Below are 17,830 nucleotides of genomic sequence, written 5' to 3' on the forward strand. Positions count from 1 at the left end.
AGTGAGGTTAATCAATAAATGGGATACAAAAAAGACAAAACTGTACTGATATCATGCGAAGTCGTAAAAGAGATAAAAAAATACCAGTCAGAAGGCTGACTGGTATTTAGGTTACTTTAATAAATACATTATCTTAGATACGCAAGAACCGCTTCTGTTGAGCTTGTTGGATCAACAGACATCATTACGCTTAATGAAGTGATTGCGACAATAGAGAAAATAAATAATTTTCGTGCCCACACAATATCATTGGTTGCTTTATAACCCGATAAAGCCATGCCTAACCACCAAATACTGACGGCTGAAGCCACAATCAGGTATTTATAGCCAGCATAACCAACTAATGTCAGCATTAAAGTTGCAATCATAAACGCCAGAATATAAAGAATGATATGGCGTTTAGCGACTGAGATCCCTTTAATTACAGGTAATACAGGGATATTTGCAGCTTGGTAGTCTTTAAAACGAAAAATAGCAATGGCATAAGAGTGAGGCATTTGCCACAAACTAAAGATAAGTAATAGGATTGCCGCGCCCGCATCGAATTCACCGCTAACGGCACAATAGCCGATAACAGGAGGTGCAGAGCCAGATAAACTTCCAATCAGTGTGCCATAAACAGATTTACGCTTCATGTAGAGGCTATAAACCCCAACATAAATAATAAAACCGAATACAGCGATAAACATTGCAAGTGGGTTGGCTGCTACATAGAGCAGCACAACACCTGCAATACCTAATACTGAGGCATAAATCAGGCTAATTCGAGGGTCAATTAATCCTTTAACTAATGGACGGTTCTTCGTTCTTTCCATGATACGGTCAATATCACGGTCAATGTAGTTGTTAAAAACACAACCAGAAGCAACGACCAGAGACACCCCAAGTAGAGTCGCGAAAAATAGGGAGTAATCAATCTCACCTTTAGAAGCGAGCAGAAAACCACCTATTACAGAAATTAAATTTCCGAAAATAATTCCTGGTTTGGTGACTTGTAGGTATTGCTTAATCATAGCGACAACTCTTAATCCATCATCATATTGATGTTCAGGTTGTACATAATCCACAACGAGCCTACGACAACAATGCCGATAATAAGCAGTGTGAACAAGAATGCGACGACGTTCCAGCGCTCTTCTGATGACGTATTCATATGCAAGAAGCAGACTAAGTGAACCACAATTTGCACAACTGCCATACCGACAACAGTCCATAGAATTGTTGCTGGTGTCGCTGTTCCTTCCATCACCATCCAAAATGGAATAACGGTGAGGATAACAGACAGAATAAAGCCAATCAGGTAAGACTTCATGCTGCCGTGGCTTGCGCCTGAAGGAGAAGTATTTGGATGACTCATTACATCGCTCCCATCAGATAAACTACGGTGAACACACAGATCCAGACAACGTCAAGGAAGTGCCAGAACAGACTTAAACAGCTTAAACGAGTACGGTTAACTTCAGTTAAACCACGGCGAGATACTTGGATCATCATAATAACAATCCAAATTAAACCCGCAGTTACGTGAAGACCGTGCGTTGAAACTAATGCAAAGAATGCAGATAAGAATGCACTGCGATCTGGGCCATAACCTTCTGCGATTAGCTCATGGAATTCGTAAACTTCCATGATGACAAAACCTAGGCCGAATAAGAAAGTAACAAATAACCACAGATTAACTTGGCTAACGCTACCTTTGTTCATACTCAGCATAGCGAAACCAAAAGTGATACTACTAAATAGCAGTAAGAAGGTTTCAACTAAAACAAACGGTAAGCTAAAAATTTCTTTACCTGAAGGACCATCCGCAATCCCGTTAACAAGCACCGCATAAGTGGCGAATAAGCTGGCAAACAGGATAAGGTCGCTCATTAGGTAGATCCAGAAGCCGAAAACTTTCGTCGCTCCTGCATCGTGGTGCCCATGATGCTCATGGGCGTTTGTGTTATTTACAGTTTGAGTAGACATTATTTCACACCTGCTTTTTTCAGTTCTTCATAATGCTTATTCTCGAGAGCTTCAATTTCAGGTACTTGGACATAGTAATCCACATCTGTATCAAAGCTTTTCACGATCCAAGTGACAATCATGCCAGCGAAACCAACGATAGCTAACCACCAGATATGCCAGATCATGGCAAAACCAAGTACTAAGCTAAATGCTGAGATAATCACACCAGCGCCTGTATTTTTAGGCATATGGATTGGTTCGTATTTAGTTGGGCGCTGATAAGCTGTGCCTTTTTCTTTCTGATCCCACCACTCATCACGCGTTTGAACATTAGGTTCAACGGCAAAGTTATAGAAAGGAGCAGGTGAAGAAATTGACCATTCAAGAGTACGTCCACCCCACGGATCTCCCGTTAAATCACGGTTTTGATCGCGGTCACGGATACTTACGTAGATCTGGACAACTTGACAAGCGATACCAATAGCAATCAGTGCAGCACCACCCGCAGCAACCATCAGCATTGGATGGAATTCTGGGTTGATGTTTTGGCTGATACGACGAGTCATACCCATAAAGCCAAGAATGTACAATGGCATAAAGGCCATAAAGAAGCCGATAAACCAGAACCAGAATGCACGGATACCCCATTTCTCATTCAGTGTGAAACCGAATGCTTTAGGGAACCAGTAAGTCATACCAGCGAAACAGCCAAATACCACACCACCGATAATAACGTTATGGAAGTGAGCAATTAAGAATAAGCTGTTATGTAGAACGAAGTTTGCACCCGGAACGGCTAACAGAACCCCAGTCATACCCCCAACAGAGAAGGTGATAAGGAAACCGATAGTCCACAGCATTGGGCTTTTATATTCGATACGACCTTGATACATCGTAAACAGCCAGTTAAAGATTTTAACCCCTGTTGGTATTGCGATGATCATCGTGGCGATACCGAAGAAGGCATTGACGTTGGCGCCAGAGCCCATAGTAAAGAAGTGGTGTAACCAAACAATAAATGACAACACGGTAATAACGACAGTTGCACCAACTAAAGAGGTGTAACCAAATAACCGTTTTTTAGAGAATGTTGCTGTAACTTCAGAAAACACACCAAATACTGGCAGGACAAGGATATAAACTTCTGGATGACCCCAAGCCCATACGAGGTTGATGTACATCATCATGTTACCGCCCATATCATTGGTAAAGAAGTGAGTACCAAGATAGCGGTCTAAAGTTAACAGCGTAATAGTGACTGTTAAAATTGGGAATGCAGCGATAATCAGGACGTTAGTACATAAAGCAGCCCAAGAGAATACTGGCATTTTCATCATGCTCATACCCGGCGCACGCATACGCAAGATAGTCGCGAAGAAGTTAACCCCTGTTAGAAGCGTACCAATACCGGATATCTGTAAACTCCATATCCAATAATCGACCCCGACTCCTGGGTTATATTCCAGACCAGAAAGTGGCGGGTAAGCTAACCAACCTGTTTGTGCGAATTCACCAATACCTAAAGAAAGGTTGATAAGAACCACACCAACAACAAAGAACCAGAAGCTTAATGAGTTAAGGAAAGGGAAGGCAACATCACGAGCACCAATTTGTAAAGGTACAACGAGGTTCATCAGACCCACTACGAAAGGTGTTGCCATGAAGAAAATCATGATAACGCCGTGTGCGGTAAAAATCTGATCATAGTGATGAGGTGGTAAGAAACCTGCTTCGCCAGCAGAGGCGAGAGCTTGTTGGCTTCTCATCATAATCGCATCGGCAAAGCCACGGAACATCATGACCATTGCAACGAGGATATACATAATACCAATTTTTTTATGGTCAACGCTGGTTAACCATTCAGTCCACAACCATTTCCATTTACGAAAATAAGTTAGTGCGCCAACAACAGCAAGCCCACCAAGAACAATACCGAGTAAAGTAACTACGATAATTGGTTCATGTAGCGGGATTGCATCAAGAGTTAATTTTCCGAACATGCCTTTATTCCTCTGCTCCTGCATGCGCCGCATGGCTCATGTTCATATTCATTGTTGCATCAGCATGTGCTGTCTGATTGCCACTGGTGTGAGCGCCATGACCTGTGTGACCAAATTTAGAAATGGTCTCTTGGAATAGCATTGGCTTCACGCTTGAATAGTAGGTCACTGGATTTTTCTGGCTTGGTTTAGCAAGTTCATTAAATGCAGCGGTCGTATTTAACGTATCTGACGATTGTTTGACTTTTTCAACCCACGCATCGAAACCGGCACGATCAGGTGTCGCAATCGCTGTAAATTTCATATCAGAGAAACCGTGTCCACTATAACTTGCTGACATTCCTGGATATTCACCAGGTTCATTAGCAATTAAGTGCAACTTAGTTTGCATTCCTGCCATCGCATAGATTTGCCCACCTAAGCGAGGGATAAAGAATGAGTTCATGACAGAGTCAGAAGTGATTTTGAAATTAACAGGAACATTAGTAGGGAAAGCCAGTTCATTAACTGTTGCAATACCTTGTTCTGGATAGATAAATAACCATTTCCAATCCATTGAAACTACTTCAATGGTGACAGGTTTTTCTGTGGACTCTAATGGTTTGTAAGGATCAAGCTCATGGGTTGTTTTCCATGTGATGCTTGCCAAAATCACAATGATGATAATTGGCACAGTCCAAACGACGAGTTCAATTTTATTTGAGTGAGCCCAGTTTGGGCGATAGGTGGCTTTAGTATTGGATTCACGGTAGCGAAAAGCGAAAACAATCACCATCAGTATTACCGGTATCACAACAATTAACATTAAACCAAGCGCAATGAGGATTAATGTTTTTTGCTCAGCGCCGATAGCGCCTTTGGGATTCATTAACGCCATATCACAGCCACTTAATAGAAGAGCTGCTGCTAATAGCGAGAGTGTCCCAATACTTTTTATGTATTTCATAAGTCTCATCCAACGACCCAAATGACAAAGGTTCTATTGTTGTTTCATCAGTATCAGTAAGGACATTTTACGGTAAGGTTGCGACAGTGTAAACAATTGTAATGGTAAGTAAGTGGTTGGTTAGTCTTTTGTGTTAATGTGATCACAAGTAATCAAAGTATTAAATAAATGTTAATTTAATTATTGCGTATTAACTATAATTTCATAAAGTACCATGTTTTTAAAATAAATACATATTTTTACAAATAAAAATTCAATAAAAAGTGTAAGAAAACGTATTCTGATTAAAAAAGTAACAAATTAGAGGTCGGAGGAGAGTTGAGGGGTAAAATCCTTTTTATATTGATGTTTAATATCCATATTTGATGCTTGTGTGATTTTTAATATGGATAATTAGTGATTTAATGAATGTTTATATCCAATGAGAAAAATTTTCATTAAGTGATAAAAAGAGGTTACAGCGAATAAAAATGCTTTCGCTGTAATGAAAATTAACAATTAGCGATCAAAAATTATATTTCAGGCTATATACAATGCCGTCTTGCAGAAAATCTTCGCCTAACTTTTTATAAGCATAACGATATTGAATACCAGTGGTAATAGAGGTCGTTGGGTGCCACCAAAAAGCTAAAGCGCCATTAAACCCATTTTGCCCACCATTGCCATATCGCTCATGACGGCTAAATTCCATTTCATGCCAATTGCTAATGCTAAAATTTTGATTAGTAATGGAAAAATCATATCCAGCAACCCAGCCAACGACGTAGCCATTATTTCCTGAATAGTAAGTTTGATCGACATAATGAAGCGCGACAAATGGTTTAAACCATAAATTATCAATTTGTGTGTTATAGCCTAAACCGTAAAGTGTATTAACTTCATGGAAGTTGCCATTGTTTTCTTTACCCGGAAGTGACCATGTACCGTAAACGTGTCCGTATAGATTGAAATGACTTTCACCTAAATAAATGCGGCTTGTTGCTTTAACGGTATAACGTTGATTATCACCCGGTTGTGTTTTTCGAGGATTAAATGGATTTTCAAGATCAAAAAAGCCGTAAAACTCACCCCATGAAAAGTTAGCGCCACCTTCAAGTTCTAAATAGGCAAAATCATCTTTATGAGAGGATTGCCCTGTTTTGTGTGTTGTATGAGAAGTCCAATCAAGATAGTTGATACTGGTATTAGCGAAACCACCTAAATAACTAGCTTGGGCTGATAAAGAAAGTGTACTTGCGATGGTTAATAAAAATGTTTTTTTTATCATGAATAATCTCAATTAAATTTAATGAAATAATTTTGCAGTGAATTTATTTTTTAATATGTTTTGAAACTATAACCCATTAAATCTCTATTTGTAGATCATAATATTGAAATTATGATCTATTTCTAGAATATTAAATTGATAATTAAAAGTGGGAATTTTAGTATTGTTTAGTTTATTTTTATAATTTGATCTTTTTTGAATGAATTAAGTATTTGGTGATTGGCTTTTTTGGCAAGAAAAAAAGGAAGTAAAAGAGGAAAGAAAAAAACGTGGCAAGGATCGCGTAAAAATACCTCACGACACAGGAATAAAGGGATAGTATCATTAGCCAATATTCGTTTTTATCTTACTTGGAATTTTCATTGTGACCTCATTTGCTGAACTTAACGCACTTCCTGCTGAACAACTCGCTAACCTTAATGAATTGGGTTATCTCACTATGACTCCAGTTCAAGAAGCTGCTTTGCCCGCCATTCTTGAAGGAAAAGACGTTCGCGCTCAAGCAAAAACAGGTAGCGGTAAGACAGCTGCTTTCGGTTTGGGGCTATTGCAACACATTGATGCAAAACAGTTTAATACTCAATCACTTATTTTATGCCCAACGCGAGAACTTGCTGATCAAGTTGCAAATGAATTACGTCGTCTTGCTCGTTATCTTCCAAATATCAAAGTATTAACGTTGTGTGGTGGTGTTCCATTTAGTATCCAGCGTGATTCATTGATTCATGCTGCACATATTATTGTTGCAACGCCGGGTAGATTGCTTGATCACCTAAAAAAAGAAACTGTTACTTTAGATGATGTGAAAACATTGGTATTGGATGAAGCAGACAGAATGTTGGATATGGGATTTTTTGATGATATCAATGACATTATTTCTCGTATGCCAACTGCACGTCAAACATTGCTCTTTTCTGCAACTTGGCCAAATGAAATCGCAGCAATTAGCCGCAAAATTCAGCAAAATCCAGTAACTATTGAAATAAACTCTGTTGATGAACTTCCTGCGGTTGAACAGCAGTTTTATGAAATCTCTCGTCATGGAAAAATAGGATTACTGCAAAAGCTTTTAAGTCGTGAGCAACCCGCTTCTTGTGTCGTATTTTGTAACACGAAACGAGATTGCCAAGATGTGTATGAAACACTGACAGAAAGTAACCAAAGTGTACTTGCTCTACACGGCGATATGGAACAAAGAGAGCGTGACCAAACACTTATTCGCTTTGCTAATGGGAGTTGTCGTGTATTAGTGGCAACAGATGTTGCGGCTCGTGGGCTTGATATTAAAGCGTTAGAAATGGTGATTAACTACGAATTATCGTGGGATCCTGAAGTTCATGTTCACCGAATTGGTCGTACAGCTAGAGCAGGCGAAAGTGGATTGGCTATTAGCTTTTGCGCACCAGAAGAAATTCAGCGTGCTAACGCTTTAGAAGAGATGCTTCATATGAAGATAAATTGGCTACCAGTACCAACTGGGTTACAAATTACGCCTCTTGAAGCGACAATGGCAACATTATGTATTGATGGTGGTAAAAAAGCGAAAATGCGTCCAGGTGATATTTTAGGCGCATTGACGGGCGATATGGGTTTCAATGGTGCCGATATTGGCAAAATTATGATTAACCCAACACATGCTTATGTTGCCGTAAAACAATCTATCGCCAAACAAGTTTGGAAACAGCTGCAACAAGGTAAAATCAAAGGTAAAGCAGTAAAAGTAAGATTGTTTAGATAAATTCTCTTTACTAAGAATGCAAAAAGGACAGCTTAAGCTGTCCTTTTTTATGGTGCATAGTCTGAGAAAGCAATAAAATTAATATGCTGTTTTCTTAAGGGCTAAATAATCTAAAATTGTGCCAAAGATAAGGCTTATTGCACCAATAATAACACCGTATAAAAAGAGTGTTGAAGCCCAAGAGCTTAATCTATTCGTATCTATTGACTGAATAAAATCAACAGACTGGAACATTTCTAAAGTTGGTAGTGAATTTGTAATAATAAGAATTAAACTACAAATAAAGAAGAGAACGGTTAGCATCAAACCATAAATAGCAAAACGGTACTGCTTAATAAATAAAGTTCTTCTAAGGAATTCACCCGTTTTTTGCGTATAAATAAGTGTGTTTTTCGAAATCAACAACAAAATAAGACCGGGGACCGAAGCAACAATAGAAAAAAGGTAAAAGGCTTCCCAACCGTGACTTTCAACGTACCAACCGGCAACTGGGCCAACATAAACACGACCAATGGCTGAGAGAGCTGAGAGCAACGCAAACTGTGTAGCTGAAAAGGAGAGGTGGCAAAGTGTCATTAATAGGGCAACGAATGCAGCTGTACCCATTCCGCCACAGATATTTTCAAATGCAACTACTGCACCCATGCTATAAATACTTTGCTCAGAAATAGCTAAATACCAGTAACCGATATTTGAGCCACCTTGCAAAATACCAAAAATCATCAGTGCTTTAAATAAACTCCAACGGCGCATTAATAAACCACCTAATAATGCCCCAACAATAGTGGCTGCAAGTCCAAGTGTTTTATTCACTAATCCTACTTCACCAGCATCAAATCCAGCACCACGAATAAGAAAGGTGGTACTTAAACTTAAGGCAAAGGCATCACCCATTTTATACAGCACAATAAGCAGTAAAATTAGCCAAGCATTATTACGAGAGAAGAATTCATATAAAGGCTCAATAACAGCTTCATAGAGTGTACGTGGCGGCTTTACGGCGGTTTCTGGCTCTTGAGCAAGTAATGTGGCAATAATACCAATACCCATTAAGGCTGCCATTAACCAATACATGTTTTGCCAGCCAATATATTTATCAGCTAACCAAAGTGCCATTCCTCCAGAAACAAGCATAGCTATGCGATAGCCTAATACAGAAACCGCAGCACCTGTACCACGCTCATCTGCTTTTAGTATATCTGTTTTATAGGCATCAAAAACAATGTCTTGTGACGCAGAACAAAAGGCAACAATGACCGCTAAAGAGGCAAGCCACCATAAATGATCATTAGGATTTAGAAATCCCATTCCTGCAATGCCAATCACTAATCCTATTTGAGTGAGCAACATCCATCCTCGGCGACGACCAAGAAATGAAGGAGTATAGCGATCCATAAAGGGTGACCAGAGGAATTTAAAAACATAGGCTTGTCCCACCAATGAGAAAAAACCAATGGTTTTTAAATCGATGTCTTCTACTGTCATCCATGCTTGTAATGTACCTGCTGTTAATGCCAGCGGTAATCCAGAAGTAAAGCCAAGTAATAGAAGAATAAATGATTTATACCAAGTGGTTTGTTTGAAGGCGGGCTGAACCATGCAAAAATTCCTTTCAACGACCTGTTTGAGATAACAGGTCGTTTATTCTAATAAAATTAACGGGCGTTAGATTTGATAAATTGACTGACTGAAGCGTCTTTTGCCATATCGCTAACGAGTTCACTTAAGACATTGTTAATCGCAGCGGCAATTTTCTCATTAGTTGCACCAAATGGACCTTGAACATTGTAGCTAGTACGGAATGTTTTGGTATTAGAACTGCCATTCGGTAAGGTGACGATAATTGAAATATCCGCTTTCGCACTGATATTATGACGAACACTGCCTTCTCCCACTTCTGCATTGAGCTTATTGATAACAATAATCACATCAGCAGAAGCCGGAGAACCCATCATAAAACCGCGGGCTGTCATTTGTTTTTGTAAAACTTCTTGCATTAAAAATGCAATATCACGAGTTGGAACCAGGACTTCTAATTTACCGTTGCGGTTAATTTCCGCTAGATTTTTGGATGCTCGCTTGTCTTGGCTTGAGATATTCAATGAAATTGGGCGCATTGTTGGATCAGCCGCAGGAACTGACATCACAGGCTCAATAGATAATTTGTTACTAGGAGTTGCACAACCTGAAAGCAGTGTTAATGCAAAAACAGCACAGAGTAAATTTTTAATCATGAGGTAATCTCGGTTAAATATGTCTGTTGTGTTAACAAGTAGAATAGGCTTCAAACTTTAGCCTATCATACCACTGCTGATAGGTTGCTAATATCCCTTTAACGAACGAAATTATCTGATTTTATCAATTGATTTTATTTCAAATTACTCTCATTTTTACTCATATATTTGACAATATTCGGTCAATGGTTTTACTCAAGATGAAAAATAAGCGATTATCGTCAGCAAAATTAAAAAGAATAAGCCCACCATTTTGTATTGATAAAGGCTAAATCAATATGGTCTGGTTGACTTGTTTTTTATTCGCCATGGTATAAAGGCTAGAGTATTAGGGGCAGAGATGATCCGTGATGATATTGAGAATAAGCTGATTTCACGCTTTTCACCGCATTTTTTACAAGTAATAAACGAAAGCCATCGCCATAATGTGCCCGAGGGCTCTGAAAGCCACTTTAAAGTCATTATCGTTAGTGATGATTTTAATGAAAAACGTAGTGTTTCGCGCCATCGTGATGTGTACCAAACATTAGCTCATGAAATGGAAAATGGTGTTCATGCATTAGCATTGCACACCTTTACTTTGAGCGAATGGAATGAACAGCAGGATAAAGCATTACGCTCTCCTGGGTGTCGTGGCGGAAGCCAAGAAGATTAACAACCTTATCGTTAATCGTGAGTAAATAGATCCTAAGATGCGTATTTTTTGTTCTTTATAGAGGAAAAAAGGGGAGAGTTACTCGATTTTATGAAAAAATTGAGGAATAAAACGGCTCTTTCTCGACTCAACCCCTCTAGATCGTTATAATGTCGCGTCTAATTTTCAGTAAGGTTTCGGGATGCTTCTGATATCAGGGATCCTCGTTTTTTTAAATGTGGCGGCCCCGGTTCTGAAAGGAAAATAAACCTAAACATGTCAATATCATGTTAGTTTCCTTTAAAGTAGACCGAGCACTAAAACTTATTTTGAGGTAACAAGATGCAAGTTTCTGTTGAAACGACTCAAGGCCTAGGGCGTCGTGTCACAATCACCGTACCAGCCGCTGATATCCAAACTGCTGTAGACAGTGAACTGAAAAAAGCTGCTAAAACTGTTCGCATTGATGGTTTCCGTAAAGGTCACGTTCCAATGTCTATGGTTAAACAGCGTTACGGTATGTCAGTACTGAATGATGTTCTGGGTGACCTGATGCAGCGTAATTTCATTAACGCTATCATCGAAAACAAAGTAAACCCAGTTGGCGCGCCTGACTACAAACCAGAGCAATACAAAGAAGGTGAAGACTTTGTTTACTCTGTAGAATTCGAAGTTTTCCCAGAAATCGAACTGAAAGATCTGGAAAGCATTGAAGTTGTAAAACCTGTTGTTACTGTTAAAGACGAAGACGTTGATAACATGTTAGAAACACTGCGTAAGCAACAAGCAGAGTGGAAAGACAAAGACGGCGAAGTTGCAGCAGAAGATCGCGTAACTGTTGATTTCAACGGTTCTATTGACGGTGAAGAATTCGAAGGCGGAAAAGCTGAAGATTTCGTACTGGCAATGGGTCAAGGTCGTATGATCCCAGGTTTCGAAGAAGGCGTTATCGGTCATAAAGCTGGCGAAGAATTCACAATCGATGTGACTTTCCCAGAAGATTACCACGCTGAAAACCTGAAAGGTAAAAAAGCACAATTCGCTATCAACCTGAAAAAAGTTGAAGAGCGTGAACTGCCAGAATTAACTGAAGAGTTCATCAAGCGTTTTGGTATTGCTGATGGTTCTGTTGATGGTTTACGTGCTGAAGTACGTAAAAACATGGAACGTGAACTGAAAAATGCAATCCGTACTCGTGTTAAATCACAAGTTATTGATGGCTTAGTTAAAGCAAACGAAGTTGACGTACCAGCAGCCGCTGTTGACAGCGAAATCGAAGTTCTGCAACGTCAAGCAGCTCAACGTTTTGGTGGTGATGAGAAACAAGCTCTGCAATTACCACGTGAACTGTTCGAAGAACAAGCTAAACGTCGTGTAATCGTTGGATTACTGTTAGGTGAAGTGATCAATAGTAATGAACTGAAAGCAGAAGACGACCGTGTGAATGCACTGATCGACGAAATGGCTTCAGCTTACGAAGATCCATCAGAAGTTGTTGAGTTCTACAACAAGAACGAACAACTGATGAACAACATTCGTAATCTTGCGTTAGAAGAGCAAGCGGTAGAAAAAATCTTAGCAAATGCTAAAGTAACTGAAAAAGAAACTAACTTCACTGAACTGATGAACGAAGTTCAAATGGGTTAATTCTTAACCGCGAATATCGGTTTTAAGCAAAAACCCGTGGTTTTTACCACGGGTTTTTTTCAGTTTGTATATATTTATCAAATTTTGCCTTGAAATTTGAGCGATTATCTCCAGATAATTCTATATTCTCTTTATCACTCCTCGCGAGGCGCCTTGAATGTCTTGTGAGAGATTAGATCATTAGAAATGGTCATGATCAATTATCTCAAGTAAAATTGTTGTCATTGGCACCAATAAGAATGCAATAGGAGACAGACATGTCATTTAACGACACACAGGAACAATTCGCACCTAATATGGCTCTGGTGCCGATGGTTATAGAGCAAACTTCGCGAGGAGAGCGTTCTTACGACATTTACTCACGTTTATTAAAAGAACGTATTATTTTCCTGACTGGCCAAGTTGAAGATCACATGGCTAATCTTATCGTTGCTCAAATGCTATTTTTAGAAGCAGAAAACCCAGAGAAAGACATCAATCTGTATATCAACTCACCAGGTGGCGTAATTACTGCGGGTATGTCTATCTATGACACCATGCAGTATATCAAAGCAGATGTTAGTACAATTTGTATGGGGCAAGCGTGTTCAATGGGCGCTTTCTTACTATCTGCTGGTGCGAAAGGTAAACGTATTTGCTTACCTAACTCTCGTGTGATGATCCACCAACCGTTAGGTGGTTACCAAGGTCAAGCAACAGATATTCAAATTCATGCTCAAGAAATTTTGAAAGTAAAATCCCGTATGAATGAGCTGATGGCTCAACATACAGGTAAATCTATTGAAGAAATAGAAAGAGACACTGAGCGTGATCGTTTCTTATCCGCTAACGAAGCGTTAGAATACGGATTAGTGGACAAAGTCTATACTCAACGTAGCTAATCATTACACGTTGTAATAGTAACTGAATTAATACGTTTCCTTTGTTGGTCAATGACGCAAAGGAAGCGGCTATCAATATTTATGTAAAAAGACTTTCTTCTTCTTATAAATGATAAGAGGAATAACTAAGTGAGGTTGACTGATGACAGATAAGCGCAAAGATAGCTCAGGGAAGCTTCTGTATTGCTCTTTCTGCGGTAAAAGCCAGCATGAAGTAAAAAAATTGATTGCTGGTCCGTCGGTTTATATCTGTGATGAATGTGTCGATCTTTGTGTTGATATCATTCGTGAGGAAATAAAAGAACTGGCACCTCATCATGAACGCAGTGAATTGCCAACGCCACATGAAATCCGTAAGCACCTTGATGACTATGTTATCGGTCAGGAATTGGCTAAAAAAGTTTTGGCTGTTGCCGTTTATAACCACTATAAACGTCTGCGTAATGGCGATAAAGCCAATGGTGTTGAGCTAGGGAAAAGTAATATTTTGCTGATTGGCCCTACTGGTAGCGGTAAAACGTTATTAGCAGAGACATTAGCACGCTACCTTGATGTTCCTTTTACTATGGCAGATGCCACAACGCTGACAGAAGCGGGTTATGTGGGTGAAGATGTTGAAAACATCATTCAAAAACTGCTACAAAAATGTGATTACGATGTGCAAAAAGCACAACGTGGTATTGTTTATATTGATGAAATTGACAAGATCACTCGTAAATCTGAAAACCCATCAATCACTCGTGACGTGTCTGGTGAAGGTGTACAGCAAGCATTATTGAAATTAGTTGAAGGTACTGTGGCTTCTGTTCCTCCTCAAGGCGGACGTAAGCACCCACAACAAGAGTTTTTACAAGTAGATACTTCTAAGATCCTCTTTATCTGTGGTGGTGCATTTGCAGGGCTCGATAAAGTTGTTGCACAGCGTTTAAATACACATTCAGGTATCGGTTTTGGTGCAGAAGTTAAAAGCCAAAAAGAAAAAGCTAGCGAAGGTGAATTATTAGCCCAAGTTGAGCCAGAAGATCTGATTAAATTTGGTCTTATCCCTGAATTTATTGGTCGTTTACCTGTTGTTGCAACGCTAGGCGAATTAAACGAAGAAGCATTAATCCAAATCTTACAAGAACCTAAGAATGCACTGACTAAGCAATATCAGGCATTATTTAAATTAGAAGGTGTGGATTTAGAATTCCGTAAGGAAGCGCTGACTGCAATTGCGAAAAAAGCGATGGTACGTAAAACAGGTGCTCGTGGTTTACGTTCAATTGTTGAAGCAGCATTACTTGATACGATGTATGACCTTCCTTCATTTGAAAATGCAGAGAAAGTTGTTATTGATGAAGGTGTCATCAATGGAAAATCTGAGCCGCTGATTATTTATAGTCAACCAGAAAACCAGGCATCAGGTGAATAATGCATCGTAATTTGGCAATGTCTCTTGTCTGACATTATCTAGTTTTCTCTCAAAATAAGAGAGAAATTTAAGATAAAGCGCGCCAACGCAATAAAAATGAGGGAATTTTCCCTCATTTTGTTTTTTTAATGGGTAAGGCTATTGAATGTCAGAAAAGTGCCCTTATATATTTTGACAATCCGTGGAATTAATTTTATTTGGTGACATGCGAATAAAATTACCTGTAAAAGCGTTAAGCTAAAAACGAAGAGAGAGCTCTATGAATCCTGAGCGTCCAGAACGTATTGAAATACCTGTATTGCCATTACGTGATGTCGTTGTATATCCGCATATGGTGATCCCGTTGTTCGTTGGTCGTGAAAAATCCATTCATTGCTTAGAAGCTGCGATGAACGACAACAAACAAATTATGCTGGTTGCGCAGAAAGATGCATCTACTGACGAACCAGGTGTTAATGATCTTTTTTCTGTTGGTACAGTGGCGTCTGTTTTACAGATGCTAAAATTGCCTGATGGAACAGTAAAAGTCCTTGTTGAAGGTATTCGTCGTGCCAAAATTACGATGTTATCTGATAATGGTGAGTACTTTCAGGCGAAAGCAGAATACCTTGAAACGCCAGCTGTTGATGAGCGTGAACAAGAAGTCTTAAATCGTACAACAATTAATCAGTTTGAAGGTTATATCAAGCTGAATAAAAAAATTCCGCCAGAGGTATTAACCTCATTACATGCTATCGAAGAATCAGCGAAATTAGCAGATACCATTGCTTCTCATATGCCGCTGAAATTAAAAGATAAGCAAGCTGTACTTGAAATGTCTGATGTTACAGAACGCCTTGAATATTTAATGGCGATGATGGAATCAGAAATCGATCTGCTACAAGTTGAAAAACGCATTCGTAACCGCGTTAAAAAGCAGATGGAAAAGAGTCAGCGTGAGTATTATCTCAACGAACAAATGAAAGCGATTCAAAAAGAATTAGGTGAGATGGATGATGCACCTGATGAAATGGAATCGCTGAAACGTAAAATCGATGCTGCAAAAATGCCGAAAGAGGCAAAAGAGAAGACAGAAGCGGAACTTCAGAAATTAAAAATGATGTCGCCAATGTCAGCTGAAGCCACGGTTGTACGTAGTTATATTGATTGGATGGTTCAAGTTCCTTGGAATAGCCGTAGCAAAGTTAAAAAAGACTTAGTGAAAGCGCAAGAGGTTCTTGATACTGACCATTATGGTTTAGAGCGTGTTAAAGAACGTATCCTTGAATATCTCGCGGTACAATCTCGCGTTAGCAAAATTAAAGGGCCAATCTTGTGCTTGGTAGGGCCTCCGGGTGTAGGTAAAACCTCACTGGGTCAATCTATTGCTAAAGCAACAGGTCGTAAATATGTTCGTATGGCGTTAGGTGGTGTACGTGATGAAGCTGAAATCCGCGGTCACCGTCGTACTTACATCGGTTCTATGCCAGGTAAATTAATTCAGAAAATGGCGAAAGTTGGCGTCAAAAACCCACTTTTCCTGTTAGATGAAATTGATAAGATGTCATCAGATATGCGTGGCGATCCGGCTTCTGCACTGTTAGAGGTGTTAGATCCAGAGCAAAACATCGCATTTAACGACCATTATCTGGAAGTTGATTACGATCTGTCTGATGTTATGTTCGTGGCGACATCTAACTCCATGAATATACCAGCACCGTTGTTAGATCGTATGGAAGTTATTCGTTTGTCAGGCTATACCGAAGACGAAAAACTGAATATTGCTAAGCAACATTTGCTACCAAAACAGATTGAACGTAATGCGTTAAAACCAAGTGAGCTGACAATCCATGACAGCGCAATTATGGGCATTATTCGTTATTACACGCGTGAAGCGGGTGTACGTAGTTTAGAACGTGAAATCTCTAAATTATGCCGTAAAGCAGTAAAACAACTGCTAATGGATAGCACAATCAAACATATTGAGATTAACGAAGATAATCTCAAAGACTACTTAGGTGTTCGTAAAGTTGACTACGGTCGTGCTGATACAGAAAACCGAGTGGGTATGGTTACAGGACTTGCATGGACAGAAGTTGGTGGTGATCTACTGACTATTGAAACAGCAAGTGTACCGGGTAAAGGCAAGCTAACATTCACTGGCTCTTTAGGCGAAGTGATGCAAGAGTCTATTCAAGCGGCAATGACCGTGGTTCGTGCTCGTGCTGATAAACTTGGTATTAATGGCGATTTCTATGAAAAACGTGATATGCACGTACACGTTCCTGAAGGCGCAACACCAAAAGATGGTCCAAGTGCAGGTATCGCAATGTGTACTGCATTGGTATCAAGCCTAACAGGTAACCCTGTACGTTCGGATGTTGCAATGACGGGCGAAATTACGTTACGCGGACAAGTATTGCCAATTGGCGGACTGAAAGAAAAGTTACTTGCTGCACATCGTGGTGGAATTAAGACAGTTCTTATCCCTGATGAAAATAAACGTGATTTAGAAGAAATTCCTGAAAATATTGTTGCTGACCTGGATATTCACCCGGTGAAAACAATTGAGGAAGTTTTATCGCTAGCCCTGCAAAATTCGCCGTTTGGCATGGAAGTTGTGACTGATAAATCACACTAAAGAGTGATGTTAGTCATAAATTATAGCTAAAAAAAAGGCTGGATAAGTAATAAAAGCTTGCCAGCCTTTTTTTGTGTCGCTAATTTAATTGGGATTTTAATTAAAAATGCTGTTTTATCGGTCTTGCTATATCTAAAAAGGCTTGATATAACGACGTTTGCAAAATTTGCCATTAATGGTGAAAAATAACGCATAAAATTATGGGGATGAAAGCGTGAATAAAACTCAACTGATCGACAAAATTGCTGCAAATGCAGATATCTCAAAAGCGGCAGCTGGTCGTGTTGTAGATGCTCTGGTTGCTTCTATCACTGAATCTTTACAAAAAGGTGATGATGTAGCATTAGTAGGTTTCGGTACTTTCACTGTACGTGATCGTGCAGCTCGTACTGGCCGTAACCCACAAACAGGTAAAGAAATTCAAATTGAAGCTGCAAAAGTTCCTGCATTCCGTGCAGGTAAAGGCTTAAAAGACGCAGTTAATCAATAATAGTTGAAC

Annotated in this window: 15 protein-coding genes; 7 read left to right on the forward strand and 8 right to left on the reverse strand. The window is 39.4% G+C overall.

All coding sequences use genetic code 11. The features are described 5' to 3' along the window. Nucleotides 1–128 precede the first annotated feature (128 nt). From cyoE to AB4J89_RS12480, 6 genes are all read right to left on the reverse strand, one after another. Nucleotides 129–1,013 (reverse strand): heme o synthase, encoded by an 885-nt coding sequence (cyoE, locus tag AB4J89_RS12455; RefSeq protein WP_069368580.1) that lies wholly within the window; start codon nt 1,011–1,013, stop codon nt 129–131. An 11-nt stretch (nt 1,014–1,024) separates the two neighbouring features. Next, complete coding sequence (locus AB4J89_RS12460) at nt 1,025–1,357, reverse strand: cytochrome o ubiquinol oxidase subunit IV (RefSeq protein WP_006535101.1); 333 nt, start codon at nt 1,355–1,357, stop codon at nt 1,025–1,027. Further along, nucleotides 1,357–1,968, reverse strand: a complete 612-nt coding sequence (locus AB4J89_RS12465; RefSeq protein ID WP_036932890.1) for a cytochrome o ubiquinol oxidase subunit III — start codon at nt 1,966–1,968, stop codon at nt 1,357–1,359. Before AB4J89_RS12465 ends, AB4J89_RS12460 begins: the two co-directional genes overlap by 1 nt. Beyond that, nucleotides 1,968–3,950, reverse strand: coding sequence for a cytochrome o ubiquinol oxidase subunit I (gene cyoB, locus AB4J89_RS12470; protein ID WP_088493686.1), 1,983 nt, complete (start codon nt 3,948–3,950; stop codon nt 1,968–1,970). Before cyoB ends, AB4J89_RS12465 begins: the two co-directional genes overlap by 1 nt. Before the next feature lie 4 nt (nt 3,951–3,954). Further along, a complete protein-coding gene (gene cyoA, locus AB4J89_RS12475; protein ID WP_088493685.1) occupies nt 3,955–4,905 on the reverse strand; it encodes a cytochrome o ubiquinol oxidase subunit II in 951 nt (316 codons plus the stop codon). 496 nt (nt 4,906–5,401) lie between these two features. Beyond that, a complete protein-coding gene (locus AB4J89_RS12480; RefSeq protein ID WP_088493684.1) occupies nt 5,402–6,163 on the reverse strand; it encodes an outer membrane protein OmpK in 762 nt (253 codons plus the stop codon). Nucleotides 6,164–6,527: 364 nt separating this feature from the next. On the opposite strand from AB4J89_RS12480, the gene dbpA reads away from it, so the two are divergent. Further along, entirely contained in the window at nt 6,528–7,901 is a 1,374-nt protein-coding gene (gene dbpA, locus AB4J89_RS12485; RefSeq protein ID WP_088493683.1) for an ATP-dependent RNA helicase DbpA, read from the forward strand. A 78-nt stretch (nt 7,902–7,979) separates the two neighbouring features. Here the strand turns inward: dbpA and ampG are convergent, their stop codons facing one another. Both ampG and AB4J89_RS12495 read right to left on the reverse strand, forming a co-directional pair. Next, a complete protein-coding gene (ampG, locus tag AB4J89_RS12490) occupies nt 7,980–9,500 on the reverse strand; it encodes a muropeptide MFS transporter AmpG (protein ID WP_368469447.1) in 1,521 nt (506 codons plus the stop codon). A 56-nt stretch (nt 9,501–9,556) separates the two neighbouring features. Then, complete coding sequence (locus AB4J89_RS12495) at nt 9,557–10,135, reverse strand: YajG family lipoprotein (protein WP_088493681.1); 579 nt, start codon at nt 10,133–10,135, stop codon at nt 9,557–9,559. Between the two features lie 340 nt (nt 10,136–10,475). Between AB4J89_RS12495 and bolA the strand changes: the two genes are divergently transcribed. From bolA to hupB, 6 genes are all read left to right on the forward strand, one after another. Beyond that, nucleotides 10,476–10,790: a transcriptional regulator BolA gene (gene bolA / locus AB4J89_RS12500; protein ID WP_075671985.1), complete on the forward strand. Its 315-nt coding sequence runs from the start codon at nt 10,476–10,478 to the stop codon at nt 10,788–10,790. A 321-nt stretch (nt 10,791–11,111) separates the two neighbouring features. After that, the gene (tig, locus tag AB4J89_RS12505; RefSeq protein ID WP_023580863.1) at nt 11,112–12,416 is read left to right on the forward strand and encodes a trigger factor; all 1,305 of its coding nucleotides are present in this window, start codon (nt 11,112–11,114) and stop codon (nt 12,414–12,416) included. 257 nt (nt 12,417–12,673) lie between these two features. Further along, nucleotides 12,674–13,297, forward strand: a complete 624-nt coding sequence (gene clpP / locus AB4J89_RS12510) for an ATP-dependent Clp endopeptidase proteolytic subunit ClpP (RefSeq protein ID WP_004245088.1) — start codon at nt 12,674–12,676, stop codon at nt 13,295–13,297. A gap of 142 nt (nt 13,298–13,439) precedes the next feature. Beyond that, the gene (clpX, locus tag AB4J89_RS12515) at nt 13,440–14,711 is read left to right on the forward strand and encodes an ATP-dependent protease ATP-binding subunit ClpX (RefSeq protein ID WP_088493679.1); all 1,272 of its coding nucleotides are present in this window, start codon (nt 13,440–13,442) and stop codon (nt 14,709–14,711) included. Nucleotides 14,712–14,970: 259 nt separating this feature from the next. After that, nucleotides 14,971–17,331 (forward strand): endopeptidase La, encoded by a 2,361-nt coding sequence (gene lon / locus AB4J89_RS12520; protein WP_088493678.1) that lies wholly within the window; start codon nt 14,971–14,973, stop codon nt 17,329–17,331. Nucleotides 17,332–17,545: 214 nt separating this feature from the next. Further along, nucleotides 17,546–17,821 (forward strand): nucleoid-associated protein HU-beta, encoded by a 276-nt coding sequence (hupB, locus tag AB4J89_RS12525; protein ID WP_036911695.1) that lies wholly within the window; start codon nt 17,546–17,548, stop codon nt 17,819–17,821. The last annotated feature ends 9 nt before the right edge of the window (nt 17,822–17,830 follow it).

The sequence above is a fragment of the Proteus sp. STS61-E genome (assembly GCF_040932335.1).
GTDB lineage: Bacteria > Pseudomonadota > Gammaproteobacteria > Enterobacterales > Enterobacteriaceae > Proteus > Proteus mirabilis_B.